Origin of the sequence: Rhizobium sp. P44RR-XXIV, from assembly GCF_001999485.2 — a bacterium.
Classification (GTDB): Bacteria; Pseudomonadota; Alphaproteobacteria; order Rhizobiales; family Rhizobiaceae; genus Rhizobium.
Map to the genome: position 1 here is coordinate 484,380 of NZ_MPVZ02000025.1, position 17,462 is coordinate 501,841.

Genomic DNA, 17,462 nt, shown 5'->3' on the forward strand with positions numbered 1-17,462 from the left:
GGCGCTGTCGCCCCAACACCCATGACAAGCATCCCGGCCAACCGCGCCCTGCTGCCCGCCCTAGCTGCGGGTTTTTTGGTTTTCTCCATCACTTTGGCGGCGGCGGCCATTCTCGATTTTCCGACCGTTCGCACCGATCTTTCCGCCGAACAGCTGAAGCGGGTGCACGACGTGACCCGCGCGACCACCAATTTCCTCAAGGCCGAAGCCTATGAAGCGATGCAGGGCGGTGCCTCGACGTCGATCGATCCCGTCAATCGCGATATCTTCTCGCAACCCTCGGCCAATTTGAGCCAAGAGCAAGGGCAGGATTTTCATCTCGGCAACGCCCTCTTCCGCAAGCTCTGGGTTTCGGCGCCCTCCTCAACGCAGGCCTCCGACGGGCTGGGGCCACTGTTCAATGCCCGCTCCTGCCAGAGCTGCCACATCCGCGACGGCCGCGGTCATCCGCCGGACGCCGATGGAGCCGCCGCAACCTCGATGGTGCTGCGTCTGGCTCGGCCCGCCGCCACGCCGGAGGAGGAGCAGGCAGCCAAAGATTTCAGCGCGCTCAACTTCCCCGATTCGACCTATGGCAAACAGCTGCAGGACCTCGCCGTGCCGGGCCTTGCCGCCGAAGGCAAGGTGACGGTGAGCTATAGCGAGCAAACCGTGACGCTTGACGGCGGCGAGACCGTGATGCTGCGCAAGCCGCATTACGGCGTGACCGATCTCGCCTATGGGCCGCGCGACGCGACCACCACATTCTCGCCCCGCATCGCGCCGCCGATGATCGGCCTCGGCCTGATCGAGGCCATTCCAGAGGCGGACATTCTCGCCAATGCCGATCCGGACGGCAAGAACGGCACCGGCATTCGCGGTAAGCCCGCGATCGTCCGTGATCACCGCACGGGTAAGATCGCGCTCGGCCGCTTCGGCTGGAAGGCCCAGAACGCAAGCGTGCGTGACCAGGTGGCGGATGCCTTCTCGGTCGATATCGGCATTTCCACGCCGGACCGGCCGAACCCCTATGGCGACTGTACGGTGAAGGAACCGCAATGCCTTGCCATGCCGAATGGCGTGCAGAAGCGCCTGGGCGATACCGAGGCGCCGGATCCGATCCTGCCGCTCGTCACCTTCTACTCCGAAAACCTCGCTGTGCCCGCCCGCCGCAAGGCAAGCTTTCCCGATGTGCTGCACGGCAAGGAGATGTTCTATCGCTCCGGCTGCGCCTCATGTCACACGCCGAAATTCGTCACCCGCGACGACATCAAGGGCGGCGACGGCAAGGGCTCTCCGCAAGCCTTCCAGCTGATCTGGCCCTATTCCGATTTCCTGCTGCACGATATGGGTGAAGGCCTTTCCGACGGCCAGCAGGTGGGCGTCGCGTCCGGCAGCGATTGGCGCACGCCACCGCTCTGGGGTATAGGCCTCACACAAACCGTAAGCGGCCGGCAGGCCTATCTGCATGACGGTCGCGCCCGCACATTGACCGAAGCCATCCTCTGGCATGGAGGAGAGGCGGAAAAAGCCCGCAACGCATTCGCCGACCTTTCGCAGGACGATCGGCAAGCCCTCATCAACTTTCTGGAGTCACTTTGATGCGCCACTGGAAACGTCTCGCAGCCAGCCTTCTCCTCACCGTCGCGGCGTTGCCCGTCCATGCACAGGACGCGACGACCAACGGCGCCGGCTTGAACGAAGCCGCGGTGCCGGCAACCCTGCAGAAGGCGGTGGACGACGTCATTCGTCCGGGCTACCGCGCCATGCACGAGTCCGCCTCGAAGCTGACCGTGGCGATGAAGGCGCTTTGCGCCGATCCCTCCGCCACAACGCTTACCGGCGCCCAATCCGCTTTCGGCGACACGGTGAAGAGCTGGTCGCGCATCGAAATCGTCGATACCGGCCCGATCATCGACAAGAACCGCTTCGAGCACATCCTGTTCTACCCGGACCGCAAGGGCGTCGGCCTCAAGCAAGTGCAGGCGCTGATCGCCAAGGCCGACGAAAAGGACACGACGGTCGAGGCCGTCGCCGGCAAGAGCGTGGCGCTGATGAGCATGATGGCGCTGGAATATGTGCTTTACGGCACCGGCTCGGACGTTCTTGCCACCCAGAAGCAGGGCTTCCGCTGCCGTTATGGCGCGGCCGTCGCCGGCAATATCGAGAACACCGCCAAGGAAATCGCCGACGAATGGGATGCACCCGATGGCGTGCAGAAATCCTGGAAATATCCGGGCAAGTCCAGCGATGATTTCATGGACAACAAGGAAGCCGTCACGGCGCTGCTCGGCATCCTCGTGCATGGCGCGGCCAATGTCCGCGATCAGCGGCTGGAGACCTTCTACAAGGGCGACCCTGCGTCGGCGCGGCCGAAGATGGCGATCTACTGGCGCTCCGGCAACACCTGGACCTCGTTCACCGGCAACATCGAAGGCCTCAAGACCCTTTGGGAAAAAGCCGACATGGCAAGCCTGCTGCCGGCGAACAAGCGTGACGCCGCCGCCAAGATCGACGGATTGCTGAACGAGCTTGCGACGACCGCACCGACGATCAATTCCAACATCGAGACGGCCCTCGGCAACGATGCGGAACGCGCCAAGATCGATAAGCTGCTCGCCGTCAGCCGCGATCTCACCACCGCCTTCAGCGACGAATATGGCGGCGCCATCGGCCTTTCCGCCGGCTTCTCCTTCGCCGACGGGGACTGACCACGATGCGCAGCGGGCTGATCGACCGGAGAGCTTTCGTCAAGGCTGCGGGGCTGACCTTCCTCGCGGCGCTTAAGCCCGGCGCCTTGATGGCTCTCGAGCGCGCCGATGCCGTTTATGCCTCGGGCATTCGCGCCGCCGACGGCTCCTTTGCCGTAGCGACGGTGACGGAACGGGGCCGGATCGTCGATCAAGTGGCCCTGCCCGCTCGCGCTCATGGCATGGCCTTTTCGAAGGCGACGGGCAAGACCGTCGCCTTCGCGCGTCGACCGGGCACCTATGCGATGATCTTCGATCCCTGGAATAAGGCCGAACCGATCGTCATCAGCGCTAGAGAAGGTCGGCATTTTTACGGGCACGGCACGTTTTCGCCGGATGGCAGGCTGCTCTACGCCAGCGAGAACGACTTCGACGACAATCGCGGCATCATCGGGCTCTATGATGCGCGCAACCGCTTTGCCCGCATCGGCGAATATGAGACCTATGGCGTCGGGCCACATGACATGACCGTTTCTGATGACGCCAAGTACCTGATCGTCGCCAATGGCGGTATCGAAACGCATCCGGATTTCGGACGCACCAAGCTCAATCTCGACCATATGGAACCCTCGCTGACGCTGATCGATGCGGCAAGCGGCCGGCTGATCGAGAAACATGTCCTGCCGGCGCAATATGCGCAGGTTTCGACGCGGCATGTCGATATCGACGCGAGCGGCCGGGTCTGGTTTGCCTGTCAGTATGAAGGCCATCGCAACGATCTGCCGCCGCTCGTCGGCCATTTCGCCAGGGGCGAGGATCTGACCTTCGTCTCCCTGCCCGATGACACGACCCGCGCGCTCGGCAACTATGTCGGTGCCATCGCCGTCAACCGTGCCGAAAACCTCGTGGGCGTGACGTCGCCGGTCGAGGGGACATCAGTGACGCTGGATGCCAGAACCGGCAAGGTGCTGAAGGTTGAAAGCGTGCCCGATGCGGCCGGCATCGCGCCAGCCAGCCATGGCTTCGCCGTATCCTCCTATCAGGGCGACTTCCTGGGTGAGCATAGCGACGTCGCCTGGGATCAGCATATCGTCCGCATCGCCCGAGGTTGATTGGATCCCGGCTCAGACCGGCTTGCTGGCCTCTATGAAGCGGCGGAGCGCCGTCGCCGCGTTGAGCATATGCGCTCGCATGCGCCGCGATGCCAGCTCGCCATCGCCTTCGGCAATCGCCTGCATGATGGCCTCGTGCTCTGCGCGCGAACGATCGAGGCGCTCGTCCTGACGTAACTGAGCCCGGCGGAAGGCGGTCAGGCGGCTGTGAATGGCAATCGCCTGTTCGGCCAGAAAGCCGTTATGCGTCGCACGATAGATCGCCTCGTGGAAGGCGCGGTTGAACGCATCATAGGCATCGAAGTCACCCTTCTTCGCGATCGCCTCGGAGGCATCGTGCAGCTCGATCAGATGGCTGCGCTCCAGGGGCGTCATGCGATAGGTGGCGAGCCGCACGCACAAGGCCTCGATCTCCGCCACCGTTTCGAACATCTCCATGATGCGTTCCGGCGTCATGCGGGCAACGACGACCCCGCGCCGTGGCCGCACCTCGACCAGACCGCTCACCGCCAATTGCCGCAGCGCTTCACGAACCGGCGTGCGGGAAGCACCGAAACGATCGGCAAGATGCTGCTCGTCGAGGGCGGCGCCCGCCTCCAGACGTCCGGCCGCGATCTCATCCGCCAGGGCATTGCGGATACGGTCCGACAGCAATTCGCGGTCGTCGGCGGCATCTTCGAGTTCATTCGTCATTTTCCACCCCAAGGCATTTTGGCACTACCTTGTATGCGGTAGCGCCACCATTGACGCATCTTGCATGCAAAAATGTCATCACGCAACTGTTACGCATCCAATCATTGACCATTATCAACGACGAGAATACAAAAACATTCATTCGACCATCTTCTGCATACAAAGAGTGGCCGGAGCGCCAAATCAGAATGCAAGCAGAGCCCATTTCACCCGGAGGCTTCGGACGGAATGAGCTTCCCACCACGATGACATCCCGAGAGACCAGTCGCCCAGCATCTCGGCCGGAAGGCCCTTTGCCGTCGATTTCGCCCCTCCCACGCAAAGGATCAGGACCATGATGATAACCAGACGGAATTTCTCGGCCGCACTTGTCGCCGGTGCCGCCGCTTCCCTCGTTTCCACCCGCGGCATGGCCGCCACTAGCGCCGCTGGCACCGGCGCGGCCGTCTCCGCACCGCAAAAGGCGCGCAACGTTGTGCTGGTGCATGGGCTTTTTGCTGATGGTTCCTGCTGGTCGGAGGTCATCGCGCGACTGCAGGCCAAGGGGCTGAACTGTACTGCAGTGCAGAACCCACTGACCACGCTGCCGGACGCCGTCGCCTCGGCCCAGCGCGTTCTCGATCGCCAGGATGGCCCGACCGTGCTCGTCGGTCATTCATTCTCGGGCATGATCGTCACCGAGGCAGGTATACACCCGAAGGTCTCTTCGCTGGTTTATGTTGCGGCCCGCGCGCCGGATGCAGGCGAAGATTACACGGCGCTCGCCAAGACTTATCCGACGCCGCCGGCATCGGCCGGCATCGTCTTTGACGGCGATGAGGGCCGCCTGAGCGAGGAAGCCTTCCTGCGCGACTTTGCCGGCGATCTGCCCGAAGCCAAGGCCAAGGTTCTCTATGCCGTACAGGAGCCGTTCCACAAGGAACTCCTCGCTGGCAAGACGACCCAGGCCGCATGGCATTCAAAGCCGAGCTGGTATGCGGTTTCCACCGAAGACCGGACGATCAATCCCGACCTCGAGCGTTTCATGGCCAAGCGCATGGGTGCCAAGACCATCGAGGTGAAGGCGAGCCACCTCGCGCTGATCTCCTACCCCGATACGATCGCCCGTCTGATCCTCGAAGCCGCCGGGCACTAGGCCGATGGGCTACCGCTGAGCTAGCCTTTCCTGGCGAACTCAGCCTGCTCCGCATTTACGGCGACAGCGGCTGCCTTGGCCGCTGTCCGCAACCAATCCGCCCCTCGCGTATCGAGATCGGCGAGAATAGCCGATATGCGCGAGGCATCGCCCGCGTGGCAGTTGGCGATCTCGAAGCCCATGAGATCCAGCATCTCAGTCGACAGCAGCATCTCGGCGTCGCCACCGACTTCGATCTTGCGGCTGTTGGGCGACAGACGGCGGACCAGCAATTTTCCGCTCACCTGATAGCGTGGGTCGGGCGAGCGCGCCCGCCCGGCTGCGATAACACCGGTATGAATAGCCTCGTCCGACGGATTATGCTTGAGCGACCAGCCCGACTGCAGCAGCGCCTTGACCTCGCGCAGGACCGGGCCGCCGCGCCATTCGACATAGGCGACGAAGCGCGGACGGCCGAGACTGCCGGTGCCGGCCGTGCGCGGCTTGGCTTCGAATGTCGTCATCGGATCCGGCAACGCCCGGCGCAGCGCCTTCAGATAGGGTTCCGGCACAGGATCTTTCGCCGACGGCAGGCTGCGATACTTCTCCCAGAAGGCCTTGCGCTCGGCATTCGACAGCAGCACCTCATTGCGCAGCCATTTGTAGTCACGCTCCAGAATGACTGACGATGGTTGCTGCAAGCCGCGGCGATAGCCCGCAAGGATAGCAGCGGCGATGGCGCGCGGTGTCGGACTGACACTGCCTCTCGCCAGCATTGCGCTCGTCGCCAGCCGCACGAGATCGAGGGCATAAGGCATGACGGCCGCCTCGTCGAAATCATTGGCGCCCCAGACCAGCCGACCCTCTTCATCGCGCCAGGTGCCGAAATTTTCCAGATGCGTGTCGCCGATTGCCAGTACCTGCGGCGCGTTGGCGAGAGTAGGGCAAATACCGAGGATGGTTTCGGCCCAGCGCCAATAGGTTCCGCGCAGGAAGGAGAAGCTGTCCCTCTTCATCAGCTTGTGCTTTTTCGCCAGACCCGCCTCGACCAGATCACTGCCGAGCTGCGCCTTCATCCAGCTCTCGTATGCCGCCACCGATTGCAGAATCGTGGTCATCGATGCTCCTTGCAGCAAGTTTTCCTGTTCCGGATAGCATGCCCCGGCGACGGAGGAAATTCGACGTCAGCGATGGACGCCACGAAGGCACTTCTTTTCCAAGTCTTGACCCTTGTCCAAACCGCCTCTCCATGCCAATTTCGCACCCGCGAAGGGGAACGGCATGACAGAGGCAGACAGCGGCGACTTTCGGGCCCGCATCAGAACAAGCTTCGAGCGGCAGGCAGCGATGGCGACCATCGGCGCGGAACTGACACGCGTCGAACATGGTGCCGTCGAGATTGAGCTGCCCTTCGACGTGAAGCTGACACAGCAGCACGGCATTCTGCATGCCGGTATCATCGCCGCCGCGCTGGATTCGGCCTGTGGATTTGCTGCCTACAGCGTCATTGATCCCTCCGCATCTATTTTGACAATCGAATTCAAGATCAACCTGATGTCGCCGGGACGCGGCGAACGCTTCCTGTTTCGCGGCGATGTCACCAAGCCCGGCACGACGATCATTGTCGCCGACGGCCGCGGCTATGCGATCGGCGACGGACCGGCCAAGCTGATTGCCTCGATGACCGGAACGATGATGGTCATCCGGGGCAGAGAGGGAATTAGCGGATGAAATTCGAATTGAAGCGCGTCTCGGGCAAGTCGATCCTGTTCGTGATGGCGGCCGAGGCCGAATATGGCCCCTTCCTGCGCTCGCGCATCGATCCGCTGATGACCGGCGTCGGCCCTGTCGAGGCGGCAATCGCGCTGACCCGCGCCTTCGCCCAGCTCGAGGCCCATGACGACCTGCCCGATCTCGTGGTTTCGCTCGGCTCGGCCGGCTCCGCCAAGCTGGAGCAAACCGAAGTATATCAGGTCAGCTCCGTATCCTACCGCGATATGGATGCCTCGCCGCTCGGCTTCGAGAAGGGGCGCACGCCCTTCCTCGACCTGCCGGCCACGCTCGAACTGCCACTGCGCATTCCCGCGATTGCCGAAGCGAGCCTTTCGACCGGCGGCAATATCGTTTCCGGCGCGGAGGCCTACCAGCGTATCGGCACCGACATGGTCGATATGGAAACCTTCGCCGTGCTGCGCGCCTGCCAGATCTACGGCCGGCCGCTGATCGGGCTGCGTGGGATTTCCGATGGGCAGGTCGAATTGCAGCGCATTTCCGACTGGACGGAATATCTGCATGTGATCGACCGTAAGCTTTCCGAGGCCGTCGACGGGCTGTTTACCGCGCTGGAAGATGGCGTATTCTGGTTTTAACGGATCAAAACCGCCCTATGTGAGGACAATCGGGACAATAAAATCGGCTCCGGCGTGATTTGCCCGATTGCCAGCGAAAGCGCTTTTCATTAAAGGCTCGCCATGACCCAGACAGCACATCCAGACACCGTTCTCATCGTCGATTTTGGCAGCCAGGTGACGCAGCTCATCGCACGGCGTGTGCGCGAAGCGGGCGTCTATTGCGAAATCGTCCCCTTCCAATCCGCAGACGCCGGTTTCAAGCGGCTGCAGCCGAAGGCCGTGATCCTCTCCGGTAGCCCGGCCTCGACCGTGGATGAAGGCTCGCCGCGAGCGCCGCAGATCATCTTCGACAGCGGTATCCCCGTATTCGGCATCTGCTACGGCCAGCAGACCATGTGCATGCAGCTCGGCGGCAAGGTGGAGAGCGGACATCACCGCGAATTCGGCCGCGCCTTCCTCGACGTCAACAAGGATTGCGCGCTGTTCGAGGGCCTCTGGTCCTCCGGCTCGCGCCATCAGGTCTGGATGAGCCATGGCGACCGCGTCACCGCGCTGCCTGATGGCTTCGAAGTCGTCGCCACCTCCTCGAACGCGCCTTACGCCTTCATCGCCGACGAGAAGCGTAAATATTACGGTGTGCAGTTCCATCCGGAAGTCGTGCACACGCCCGATGGCGCCAAGTTGATCGGCAACTTCATCCACAATATTGCAGGGATCAAGGGCGACTGGTCGATGTCGGCCTATCGCGCCAAGGCGGTCCAGGCGATCCGCGATCAGGTCGGTGACAAGCGCGTCATCTGCGCTCTGTCAGGCGGCGTCGACTCCTCCGTCGCAGCCCTGTTGATCCACGAAGCGGTCGGCGATCAGCTGACCTGCATCCTCGTCGACCACGGCCTGATGCGCAAGGACGAGGCGGCCAATGTCGTCGCCATGTTCAGCGAGCACTACAATCTGCATCTGCTGCATGTCGACGCTTCCGACCGTTTCATCGGCGAACTGGAAGGCGTGAGCGACCCCGAGACCAAGCGCAAGATCATCGGCCGTCTGTTCATCGAGACCTTCGAAGAGGAAGCCAAGAAGCTTGGCGGCGCCGATTTCCTCGGTCAAGGTACGCTCTATCCCGACGTGATCGAGAGCGTTTCCTTCACCGGCGGCCCTTCGGTCACCATCAAGTCGCACCACAATGTCGGCGGCCTGCCGGAGCGCATGAACATGCAGCTCGTCGAGCCGCTGCGTGAACTCTTCAAGGACGAAGTGCGCGCGCTCGGCAAGGAGCTCGGCCTGCCCGACAGCTTCATCGGCCGTCATCCCTTCCCGGGTCCGGGTCTTGCCATCCGCTGCCCGGGCGGCATCACCCGCGAAAAGCTGGAGATCCTGCGCGAAGCCGACGCCATCTATCTCGACGAGATCCGTAAGGCCGGCCTCTACGACGCCATCTGGCAGGCTTTCGCCGTGCTGCTGCCAGTCCAGACCGTCGGCGTCATGGGCGATGGCCGTACCTACGAATTCGTCTGCGCGCTGCGCGCCGTGACATCGGTCGACGGCATGACGGCGGATTTCTATCACTACGACATGGAATTTCTCGGCCGCGCCGCGACCCGCATCATCAACGAAGTCCGCGGCATCAACCGCGTGGTCTACGACGTGACCTCGAAGCCGCCCGGCACGATCGAGTGGGAATAAAGGGCGAGCAGCATCCCTAAACGCGACTTTCCCAGAAGCGCCCGATTTGCCGAATTCAGCAAATCGGGCTCATCCGGGGAATTGGCGACTGGAGTGACGCCCTTACTTAACCTTGATGCTCAGACCGCTGATATCGGCATTGACCTGCAGACCGACCTGGCGGCCCGTCAACTCGAGCTGAGCGCCCTTGTCATTGGTCATGACAATCATCTGAGCTCCCTTGCCGACCGCGCCACCGCCACCGGCTGCACCGTAAATCCCCGATACATCCTGAGCGCGGCGAATGTTGCGCACGGTACCCTGGAAATAGGTCTTGGAGGCACCGAAGGCGAGACCGCCCGAGATACCGCCGATCGACACGGGATAGCGGTGACCGCGGAAGGTCAGCGTGCCCTCGCCTCCGGAGCCGCCGACGAAGAAGGCGGCCTTATAGACGGAAAAACGGATCGTGCCGCTTTCAGCATGCGCGACGCTGGCAAAGCTAATTCCTGCAGTGGCGATGGCGGCAACCGCGACTGAGCGAAATCCGGACGAAATCTTCATGATGAGCTATTCCTCAAGAGCGCCGCTTACCCAGCCGGCCGGGCACGACGTCACCGTCGTATGAAAGTTACAGATGAACGATCTTGCGCGCTATTGGTTCCAAAGCACGCTAAAAACAATGTGTTAGAAGACATTCAAATAAATGAGTGGAAATGAGGAAACGCGCCTTCCGATCAGGCCGGCGGTCATCTGCTGACCGCAAAAAGAAACGAATACGTCTCCCTCTAGTCTACATATGTGGCGCACAAGGGGCTTGCGTCAAGACCCAGCATCTCCCGTATAAGCCTTGGCCTCGGCCAAAAAAGGGAGTGCGGAGATGGGTATATCCACGACGGAACATGCAGTGGTGATTGCCGGAGGCGGACCTACGGGACTGATGCTGGCGGGGGAATTGGCGTTGGCTGGTGTGGACGTTGTGATTGTCGAGCGGCGTCCCAATCGGGAGCTTGTCGGATCGCGCGCGGGTGGTCTGCATTCACGCACCATCGAAGTCCTCGATCAGCGTGGGATTGCGGATCGGTTTCTCTCAGAGGGGCAGGTAGCCCAGGTCGCGAGCTTCGCCTCCGTGCGCCTCGATATCAGCGATTTTCCCACACGACATAATTACGGGCTTGGGCTGTGGCAGAAACATATTGAACGCATATTGGCAGATTGGGTCGGCGAGTTGGCGGTGCCAATTCACTACGGTAGTGAAGTCACCGGCTTCACGCAATACGATACGGGCGTCGATATCCGGCTGGCCGACGGCAAGTCGTTGCGGGCGCAATATCTCGTCGGATGCGACGGAGGACGCAGCCTTATCCGAAAAGCAGCCGGCATCGAATTCCCGGGCTGGGATCCAACCGTCAGCAATCTCATCGCCGAAGTCGAGATGACCGAGGAACCGGAGTTGGGCATCCGCCACGATGCCCTCGGCCTGCACTCCCTTGGCAGGCTCGAATATGAGGTCCGCGACGGCAAGGTCATCTTTAAGGATGAGGGGCCAGTAGGGGTGATGGTGACCGAGCCGCAGGTGGGCGCTTCGAGCGAACCTACGCTACGTGATCTAAGCGAAGCTCTTATCGCCGTGTACGGCACCGACTACGGTGCCCACAATCCCATCTGGATTTCCAGATTCACCGATACGACGCGCCAGGCGGCATCCTACCGTAGCGGCCGCGTACTGCTCGCCGGCGACGCCGCACATGTGCATGCTCCGGATGGGGGGCAGGGTCTCAATACCGGAGTGCAGGATGCAGTGAATTTGGGATGGAAGCTGGCGCAGGTGGTCAAGGGGACTTCGCCGGAGAGCCTTCTGGATAGCTATCATGCCGAGCGTCATCCGGTTGCTGCCCGCGTGCTGCGCAACACTATGGCCTCCGTCGCGCTTCGCCGCCCCGATGAACGCGCAAAGGCCCTGCGTGACACTGTTGCGGAGTTACTCCACATGGACGAGCCACGCAGACAATATGCCGCCGTCATGTCCGGCCTGGACATCCACTACGATCTTGGCGCGGGAAACCCGCTGCTTGGGCGCCGTATGCCCGATCTCGACCTGATCACGACCGAAGGCCCGCTCAGGGTCTTCTCCCTGCTGCACAGTGCTCGGCCAGTACTGCTCAATCTTGGTGAGCCCGGCAGCTTGGACATCGCACCATGGGCAGATAGGGTCCAATTGGTCGACGCCCAATATGTTGGTCCATGGGAGCTTCCGGCGATCGGAACGGTTGCCGCCCCCTCGGCCGTGTTGATCCGGCCCGACGGACATGTGGCTTGGGTGGGAGAGCTAACCCAGTTAGGGCTCACAGACGCGCTAACCACCTGGTTCGGAGCGCCGATGATGGCATAGGCCGCTGGCCTCGACTCGGGTCGCCCGATATGCAGGTTCGGAGACATTGGGTCGTTTCGCTGTTGATCGACGGCATCGAGTTGAGCTAGGCCTGATGAATGAGCACAACGCCCCTTGCCGCGAAAAAGCGAACATCCATCGGATCGCGCCGTAGCCCGGAAACTGAGGCGGCCGTGCTTGCGGCCGCCAAGGAACTCATCGGCGAGAAAGGTTATGCCGGATTTTCCGTCGATGAAGTCGCACGCCGGGCAGGCGCGGGGAAAACGACGATCTATCGATGGTATCCGACGAAGGCCGACCTGTTCATTGCGATCTATACCGCCGAGCGAACGACCTTCGTGCAGGTGCCGGATACGGGAAGCCTGATCGACGATCTCGAGCAATACACGACCAGCCTTTGGCGATTTTGGGCGTCCCATCCCGCAGGGGCCGCTCTGAGAGGCTTGATTGCCGAAGCACAGGGCACGAAGGAGGCACTGGCGGCTTTGCGCGACAGGTTCCTTCCCGAGCGTACCGCCGACGTCAGGCACCTGCTGACATCCGCCGCGGCCCGCGGCGAGGTTCGCCTCGAAGACATTGACGGCAAGCTCCCGCTCTGGGTCGGGTTCAGCTGGTTTCATCTGCTGACCGGCGACCTGCATCGCGAAGACGGGATCCGATCCGCGATGGCGCAGATCGCCGGGCTGCCAACCCATCTCAAATCCTGACGGAACAAGCACCGCTGCCCGCAAGTGCAGTTTTTTGCCTGCCGCGGCTTTACGAAACGATCCGTATCGTTTAGATAAAAATTGCTCTGCAACATCCCGTTATTTGGAGGTCTTATGAGACGCTTTTTCTCATCAACCCTTTTTCTCGAAGCTCGATTTCTGATCACAGCCATTGCCGGGGGATATATGCTCGTCAACGCGCTGAACTTGCTTCTGTTTCATGTGACGAAGGGCCTGGGACAGGCTGGAGCCACGGCAGTCGTCGTTCCGCCGATGGTGACGGCGATGATCTATGGCATTGTCCCAACTGCCAGAAAACTATCCAGGAACCGCCGGGAAAGCCCCTCAGCCGCAAGTGAAGCCTAGGCGCCCGTGGCCGAGCGATGGTTTATCGGCTAGCTTGGCGAGGCGACAAACACGACGCCTCGCCTCCGCTCCCGCAGGGAATTTGATATGCAAGATGATGCCATAGCCGAGGGCATGGATGGTCAGGCAAAGGCCGCAGCTCAAGCGAGCGGGCTGGCTGAAATCCTCGCGCCTCACCTCTCCGTGGTTTTTTGCGGCCTCAATCCTGCGCTCACAGCCCAACGGGACGGGCATAACTTCTCGAACCGGAGCAACCGCTTCTGGCGGGTCCTGCATCTCGCCGGTTTTACCCCTCGCCTACTGCGGGCGGAAGAAGAGCGCGAGATGCTGCAATATGGCCTGGGCCTGACATCGGCGGTCTCGCGCCCGACAAAAAGCGCCAGCGAAATTACCAAGCGCGACTACATCACCGCCGCTCCTATATTGGAGGAGAAGATCGGAAGGCTCGCTCCCGCCAACCTCGCATTTCTGGGCAAGGCCGCCTATGCGGCGATCAGCCTTCGCCCGCAAATCGAATGGGGCATGCAGCCGGATGGATTTGCGGGCGCCTCAGTCTGGGTGCTTCCCAATCCGAGCGGCCTCAACAGGGCTTTCGATCTCGCAAGACTGACGGAGCATTATCGCGAGATGAAATTGGCAATTGGCCAGGTATCAGCGCCTTCTGAATAGGCGAGCCAGCTTTCAGCGGAGACTGTCGGCAACTATTTCGACGACGATCTTTCCGCGCGTGGATCCTTCACGGACCAACGCATGGGCATTGCCGGCCTGATCGAACGAAAAGCGGCGATCATCCAGACGAGGCATGAGCTTTCCGGCTTCGGCGAGTCTTGCCGCTTCACTAAGAATTCGTCCATGCGCCTCGCGACCCTCACCGGTCAGAAGCGGCAGCAAGGTGAAGACGCCGCTATAGGTGGCTGCCCGGAATGAAAGCGGCGCAAGGGAATGCGTGCTCCAACCGAGCGAACTGGTAACCCGGCCGAAGCGACGGACCGCGAGGAAGGCGTCGTCGAGCGCCCCGACGCAATCATAGACGACATCAAAACCCTTGCCGCCGGTCAGATCGCGTACATAGTCCCCGACAGCGGTATCGCGGTCGACCGGCGTAGCGCCGATCGATCGCAGATAATCTGCGGCTTTGGCGCGATCGACGCCGTAAGTTATGGCTCCCCGCGAGCGGGCGAGTTGAAGAGCGACATGCCCTACCCCGCCGGCAGCACCGATCACCAGTGCAGTATCGCCTTCCCTGACATCGACGCGGTCGACCATGCCTTCCCAGGCGGTGATGACTGCCAGCGGAAGTGCGGCCGCCTCTCGCATCGAGAGATTTGCCGGCTTGTGGGCGATCAATCTGGCATCGACGGCAGCATATTCCGCCAGCGATCCCTGCACTCCACCCACGCCGCCGGTCATGCCATAGACTTCGTCTCCGATAGAGAAGCCTTCGGCGCCAGAGCCGACCGCCTCGACGGTGCCGGCCAGATCTATACCGAGAATAGCTGGCAAGGGATGGCGGGCATGGGCGGCTGCCTCCGCCCAGATTTTCGTATCGAGCGGGTTCACGCCGCTTGCGTGGATCCTGACCAGGACCTCGCCAGGTCCTGGCGTGGGCTTGGGAACGTCCTTGATCGTGAACGGACCTTGGGCATGTTCGACAATAAGAGCTTTCATGGGAGCAACCTTTCTAATTTGGTTGCAAGGATGCCCTTCTCTTGTCTGCATGGAAATCATAAGTATTGTTCGTTGATCATGCATTTTTGTTTGGACGAAAACTATGGAGTGGAGCGACCTTCGCATTTTTCTCGCCATAGCGCGGGAGGGCACGCTTGGCGCGGCGGCCCGCGCGCTGGGGCAAACCCAGCCGACTATGGGTCGGCGGCTGAGGGCGCTGGAAGATGCTGTGGGGCAAAGGCTGTTTCAGCGCACCAGCGACGGCTTTGTGCTGACCGACGAGGGACAGGCCGTGCTTGCCCATGCCGAACGGATGGAAGAGGAAGCGATCGCCATCGGGCGGGAACTGGCGGGTGCCGAAACAGCACTCAGCGGGCTGCTGCGGGTTTCGTGCTCCGACTGGTTCGGTGTCACCATGCTGACGCCCGTGCTTACAGAATTTGCAAGCCTCCATCCCAAGGTCGCAGTGGAGCTTCTGACCGATGCCCGCCTTTACAGCCTGCCAAGGCGGGAAGCCGATCTGGTTTTCCGGATCAAGGCTTTCGATGAGCCCGAGGTCGTCTCACGCCGGCTGCTGCATATTCCCTATGGGGTCTACATCAGGAAGGACGAGGTACATCCGGTTGCGGGCGATGGCGCAGGCTTCCGTCTCGTCCTCATGGACACCGCCTTCGGCGGCATGCCTGACGTGGCCTGGATTGAGCAAAAGTTGCCGAAGGCCTCGGTGATCAGCCGAAGCAACAACAGAGAGGTTCAGGCCCGTCTCTGCGCCGCCGGGGTCGGCGTCGCTGTTCTCCCGCGTCCATTGGGTGATGCCACGCCTGGCGTGGAGCTCGTCGACCTTGGCGAACCGCCGCCCGGCCGCGATACATGGATCGGTTATCATCGCGACATGCGCCGCATGCCGCGCCTGCGCGCACTGATGGACCTCGTGATCGACAGACTCGGCCGGTAGGCGATGACGGACGGACCCCTAGCCCAATTGATCGGCAGACCGCTCAGGCACACTCATGTAGCGTGACAGCAGGTGCAGGTTCCGGCCGAGCGTCATGCCGATAAAGCCGGCCCAGATCGCCGCGGCAAGCGGCGGGGCGGCCGGCGCCGAAAACCAGGCCGCATGCATCTCTGCCGCGGCATGCAACAGAAATTCAAACGCGAAAGTCGCGAGGATGATGACAAGCATCATGATATCGCCAGGAAGGGAGAGCGCGCCCTTCGTCCTGTCGACTCCAATCTTCCAGGCACTAACGTGGCGCCAGCCGACTGCCATGCCAATGCCCAGGCCCACCGCCGCCAGAAGCAGGTCGAGCAGGGTCGGCTGCGAGAAAAGGCCTTCGAAGCCGCGGATACCGAGAACGACCATGATGATGGGCATTATGGCGAGACGTTCGATCCGGACCGTACGCGGCAGGCATCGCGAGACGCCCATCCATATCAGCAGCAGAAACAGGCAATAGACATAGGCCGGAATATGGGTCATCGCCGGAACTCCGTAGCGGCAGGATTGCGGTTGGACGAGAATTAGCCGATAATCTTAACGACGTAAAGATAGGAGAAAAATGCATTGACGACAGCAGAGGCCGGCGCGCCGGCGCGCTATCACCATGGAGATTTACGAAATGCCCTCCTTGAAGCCGGACGCGCCCTGCTGGAAGAAGGGGGCCCGGCTGCACTCAGCATTCGGGAAATAGCCCGCCGGGTTGGCGTCTCCGCGCCAGCCGCCTATCACCATTTTTCCGGATTGGACGACATCGCGGTGGCGCTTGCCGAGCGCGGATTTGCCGAGCTGGCGGAGCGCCTGCAGGCCGCTCCCAGCAATGCGAAGGGGCAGCTAGGACCGGCAGGCATGGCCTATGTTGGCTTTGCCCGCGACAATCCGGGACTTTACCGCTTGATGTTCGGTGAGGGCTTCAGGGGCGCTTTCGCAGCCGATGAGAGGGTTCGTGCGCTGCGCTCCGACGCTTACGAGGTCCTGAAGACCGGCCTGTCAAAGCGTGTGCCAGCCAGCGAAGTCAGCACGGCGGCGCTGTTCCTGTGGTCCTTGACCCACGGCCTGTCGCTGCTGATGATCGACGGTCAGTTCGATCCGGGCGCAGATCCTGATACCCTGGTCGCTGCGGTATTGCGACTGTCCGGCAAGGGGCTTCCGACATCATCGGAGCCTGGCGATCGCGCCTAGTTTCGGGCAGATCGGCCCCGATCGACAACACCTAATCCGCGCCAAGGCCTTAAATCTAGGCTCTAGGCTATGGGCGCCTAGATGATAGCTATCGCCCCTCCACACACGGGATGATGGCGAGAGCTGATCTTTATAACAGCAGGCAAAGTCGAATAGCATGTTTACAGTCAAGGACTTCTCCGGCCGCAAGGCCATTATCGGCGACGACAGCGGCACGCTTCTCACAAGCGAAAGAGACGTGAACGACTGGATCAGCGCGGCATGGGACGCCGAGGCCACCCTCGTGGTCGTTCCGGTATCGCGGCTGAACGAGGATTTCTTCCAGCTCTCCACCCGCATTGCCGGCGGCATTATCCAGAAATTCGTCAACTACCGCTCTCAGCTCGTCGTCATCGGCGATATCTCCCGATGGGTCACCGGCAGCAATGCCTTGCGGGATTTCGTCTATGAAGCCAACAAGGGGCGCGAAGTCTGGTTCCTGCCGGACCTGGATGCTCTTGCCGAACGCCTGCAGCAAAACTCCCCGAGCTAACCCGAAAGAGCCGCCCG

At 61.7% G+C, this 17,462-nt stretch carries 19 protein-coding genes; 14 read left to right on the forward strand and 5 right to left on the reverse strand.

Going from position 1 to position 17,462, the window contains the following annotated elements; genetic code table 11:
• Positions 1–21 precede the first annotated feature (21 nt).
• The 3 genes from BSK43_RS07755 to BSK43_RS07765 are packed head-to-tail and all read left to right on the forward strand — an operon-like array spanning position 22 to position 3,781.
• Entirely contained in the window at positions 22–1,581 is a 1,560-nt protein-coding gene (locus tag BSK43_RS07755) for a di-heme oxidoredictase family protein (protein ID WP_077468472.1), read from the forward strand.
• Positions 1,581–2,690: an imelysin family protein gene (locus BSK43_RS07760; RefSeq protein ID WP_077468471.1), complete on the forward strand. Its 1,110-nt coding sequence runs from the start codon at positions 1,581–1,583 to the stop codon at positions 2,688–2,690. The genes BSK43_RS07755 and BSK43_RS07760 overlap by 1 nt, the downstream gene beginning before the upstream one ends.
• Before the next feature lie 5 nt (positions 2,691–2,695).
• Positions 2,696–3,781, forward strand: a complete 1,086-nt coding sequence (locus BSK43_RS07765; protein ID WP_077468470.1) for a DUF1513 domain-containing protein — start codon at positions 2,696–2,698, stop codon at positions 3,779–3,781.
• Positions 3,782–3,793: 12 nt separating this feature from the next.
• Here BSK43_RS07765 and BSK43_RS07770 read toward each other — a convergent pair whose 3' ends face one another.
• Positions 3,794–4,474, reverse strand: a complete 681-nt coding sequence (locus tag BSK43_RS07770; RefSeq protein ID WP_077468469.1) for a GntR family transcriptional regulator — start codon at positions 4,472–4,474, stop codon at positions 3,794–3,796.
• Between the two features lie 334 nt (positions 4,475–4,808).
• Here BSK43_RS07770 and BSK43_RS07775 point away from each other — a divergent pair, with 334 nt between their 5' ends.
• Positions 4,809–5,609 (forward strand): alpha/beta hydrolase, encoded by an 801-nt coding sequence (locus BSK43_RS07775; protein WP_077468468.1) that lies wholly within the window; start codon positions 4,809–4,811, stop codon positions 5,607–5,609.
• Between the two features lie 20 nt (positions 5,610–5,629).
• Here BSK43_RS07775 and BSK43_RS07780 read toward each other — a convergent pair whose 3' ends face one another.
• A complete protein-coding gene (locus tag BSK43_RS07780; protein WP_077468467.1) occupies positions 5,630–6,706 on the reverse strand; it encodes a DUF2252 family protein in 1,077 nt (358 codons plus the stop codon).
• A 163-nt stretch (positions 6,707–6,869) separates the two neighbouring features.
• Here BSK43_RS07780 and BSK43_RS07785 point away from each other — a divergent pair, with 163 nt between their 5' ends.
• The 3 genes from BSK43_RS07785 to guaA all read left to right on the forward strand — a co-directional run bounded on the left by BSK43_RS07785 (position 6,870) and on the right by guaA (position 9,622).
• A complete protein-coding gene (locus tag BSK43_RS07785) occupies positions 6,870–7,319 on the forward strand; it encodes a PaaI family thioesterase (protein ID WP_037197294.1) in 450 nt (149 codons plus the stop codon).
• A complete protein-coding gene (locus BSK43_RS07790; protein ID WP_077468466.1) occupies positions 7,316–7,957 on the forward strand; it encodes a 5'-methylthioadenosine/S-adenosylhomocysteine nucleosidase in 642 nt (213 codons plus the stop codon). Before BSK43_RS07785 ends, BSK43_RS07790 begins: the two co-directional genes overlap by 4 nt.
• A 102-nt stretch (positions 7,958–8,059) precedes the next feature.
• The gene (guaA, locus tag BSK43_RS07795; RefSeq protein ID WP_077468465.1) at positions 8,060–9,622 is read left to right on the forward strand and encodes a glutamine-hydrolyzing GMP synthase; all 1,563 of its coding nucleotides are present in this window, start codon (positions 8,060–8,062) and stop codon (positions 9,620–9,622) included.
• Between the two features lie 102 nt (positions 9,623–9,724).
• On the opposite strand, the gene BSK43_RS07800 is transcribed toward guaA, so the two are convergent.
• Complete coding sequence (locus tag BSK43_RS07800) at positions 9,725–10,165, reverse strand: hypothetical protein (protein WP_077468464.1); 441 nt, start codon at positions 10,163–10,165, stop codon at positions 9,725–9,727.
• A gap of 316 nt (positions 10,166–10,481) precedes the next feature.
• On the opposite strand from BSK43_RS07800, the gene BSK43_RS07805 reads away from it, so the two are divergent.
• The 4 genes from BSK43_RS07805 (at position 10,482) to mug (ending at position 13,735) form a co-directional block, all read left to right on the forward strand.
• Positions 10,482–11,993: an FAD-dependent monooxygenase gene (locus BSK43_RS07805; RefSeq protein WP_077468463.1), complete on the forward strand. Its 1,512-nt coding sequence runs from the start codon at positions 10,482–10,484 to the stop codon at positions 11,991–11,993.
• Positions 11,994–12,091: 98 nt separating this feature from the next.
• Positions 12,092–12,700, forward strand: coding sequence for a TetR/AcrR family transcriptional regulator (locus BSK43_RS07810; RefSeq protein WP_077468462.1), 609 nt, complete (start codon positions 12,092–12,094; stop codon positions 12,698–12,700).
• A 114-nt stretch (positions 12,701–12,814) separates the two neighbouring features.
• On the forward strand, positions 12,815–13,066 hold the full coding sequence (locus BSK43_RS07815; RefSeq protein ID WP_077468461.1) for a hypothetical protein: 252 nt from the start codon (positions 12,815–12,817) through the stop codon (positions 13,064–13,066).
• Positions 13,067–13,153: 87 nt separating this feature from the next.
• A complete protein-coding gene (gene mug, locus BSK43_RS07820) occupies positions 13,154–13,735 on the forward strand; it encodes a G/U mismatch-specific DNA glycosylase (protein ID WP_077468460.1) in 582 nt (193 codons plus the stop codon).
• A 12-nt stretch (positions 13,736–13,747) separates the two neighbouring features.
• Here the strand turns inward: mug and BSK43_RS07825 are convergent, their stop codons facing one another.
• Entirely contained in the window at positions 13,748–14,734 is a 987-nt protein-coding gene (locus BSK43_RS07825) for a zinc-dependent alcohol dehydrogenase family protein (RefSeq protein ID WP_077468459.1), read from the reverse strand.
• Positions 14,735–14,837: 103 nt separating this feature from the next.
• Between BSK43_RS07825 and BSK43_RS07830 the strand changes: the two genes are divergently transcribed.
• Positions 14,838–15,689 carry a LysR family transcriptional regulator gene (locus BSK43_RS07830; RefSeq protein ID WP_077468458.1) on the forward strand — a complete coding sequence of 284 codons (852 nt, stop codon included), beginning with the start codon at positions 14,838–14,840 and terminating at the stop codon, positions 15,687–15,689.
• Positions 15,690–15,707: 18 nt separating this feature from the next.
• Here BSK43_RS07830 and BSK43_RS07835 read toward each other — a convergent pair whose 3' ends face one another.
• Positions 15,708–16,256, reverse strand: coding sequence for a DUF6622 family protein (locus BSK43_RS07835; protein WP_348641743.1), 549 nt, complete (start codon positions 16,254–16,256; stop codon positions 15,708–15,710).
• A 42-nt stretch (positions 16,257–16,298) separates the two neighbouring features.
• Between BSK43_RS07835 and BSK43_RS07840 the strand changes: the two genes are divergently transcribed.
• Both BSK43_RS07840 and BSK43_RS07845 read left to right on the forward strand, forming a co-directional pair.
• Positions 16,299–16,913: a TetR/AcrR family transcriptional regulator gene (locus BSK43_RS07840; RefSeq protein WP_077468456.1), complete on the forward strand. Its 615-nt coding sequence runs from the start codon at positions 16,299–16,301 to the stop codon at positions 16,911–16,913.
• 157 nt (positions 16,914–17,070) lie between these two features.
• Positions 17,071–17,445, forward strand: coding sequence for a DUF4180 domain-containing protein (locus BSK43_RS07845; protein ID WP_077468455.1), 375 nt, complete (start codon positions 17,071–17,073; stop codon positions 17,443–17,445).
• The last annotated feature ends 17 nt before the right edge of the window (positions 17,446–17,462 follow it).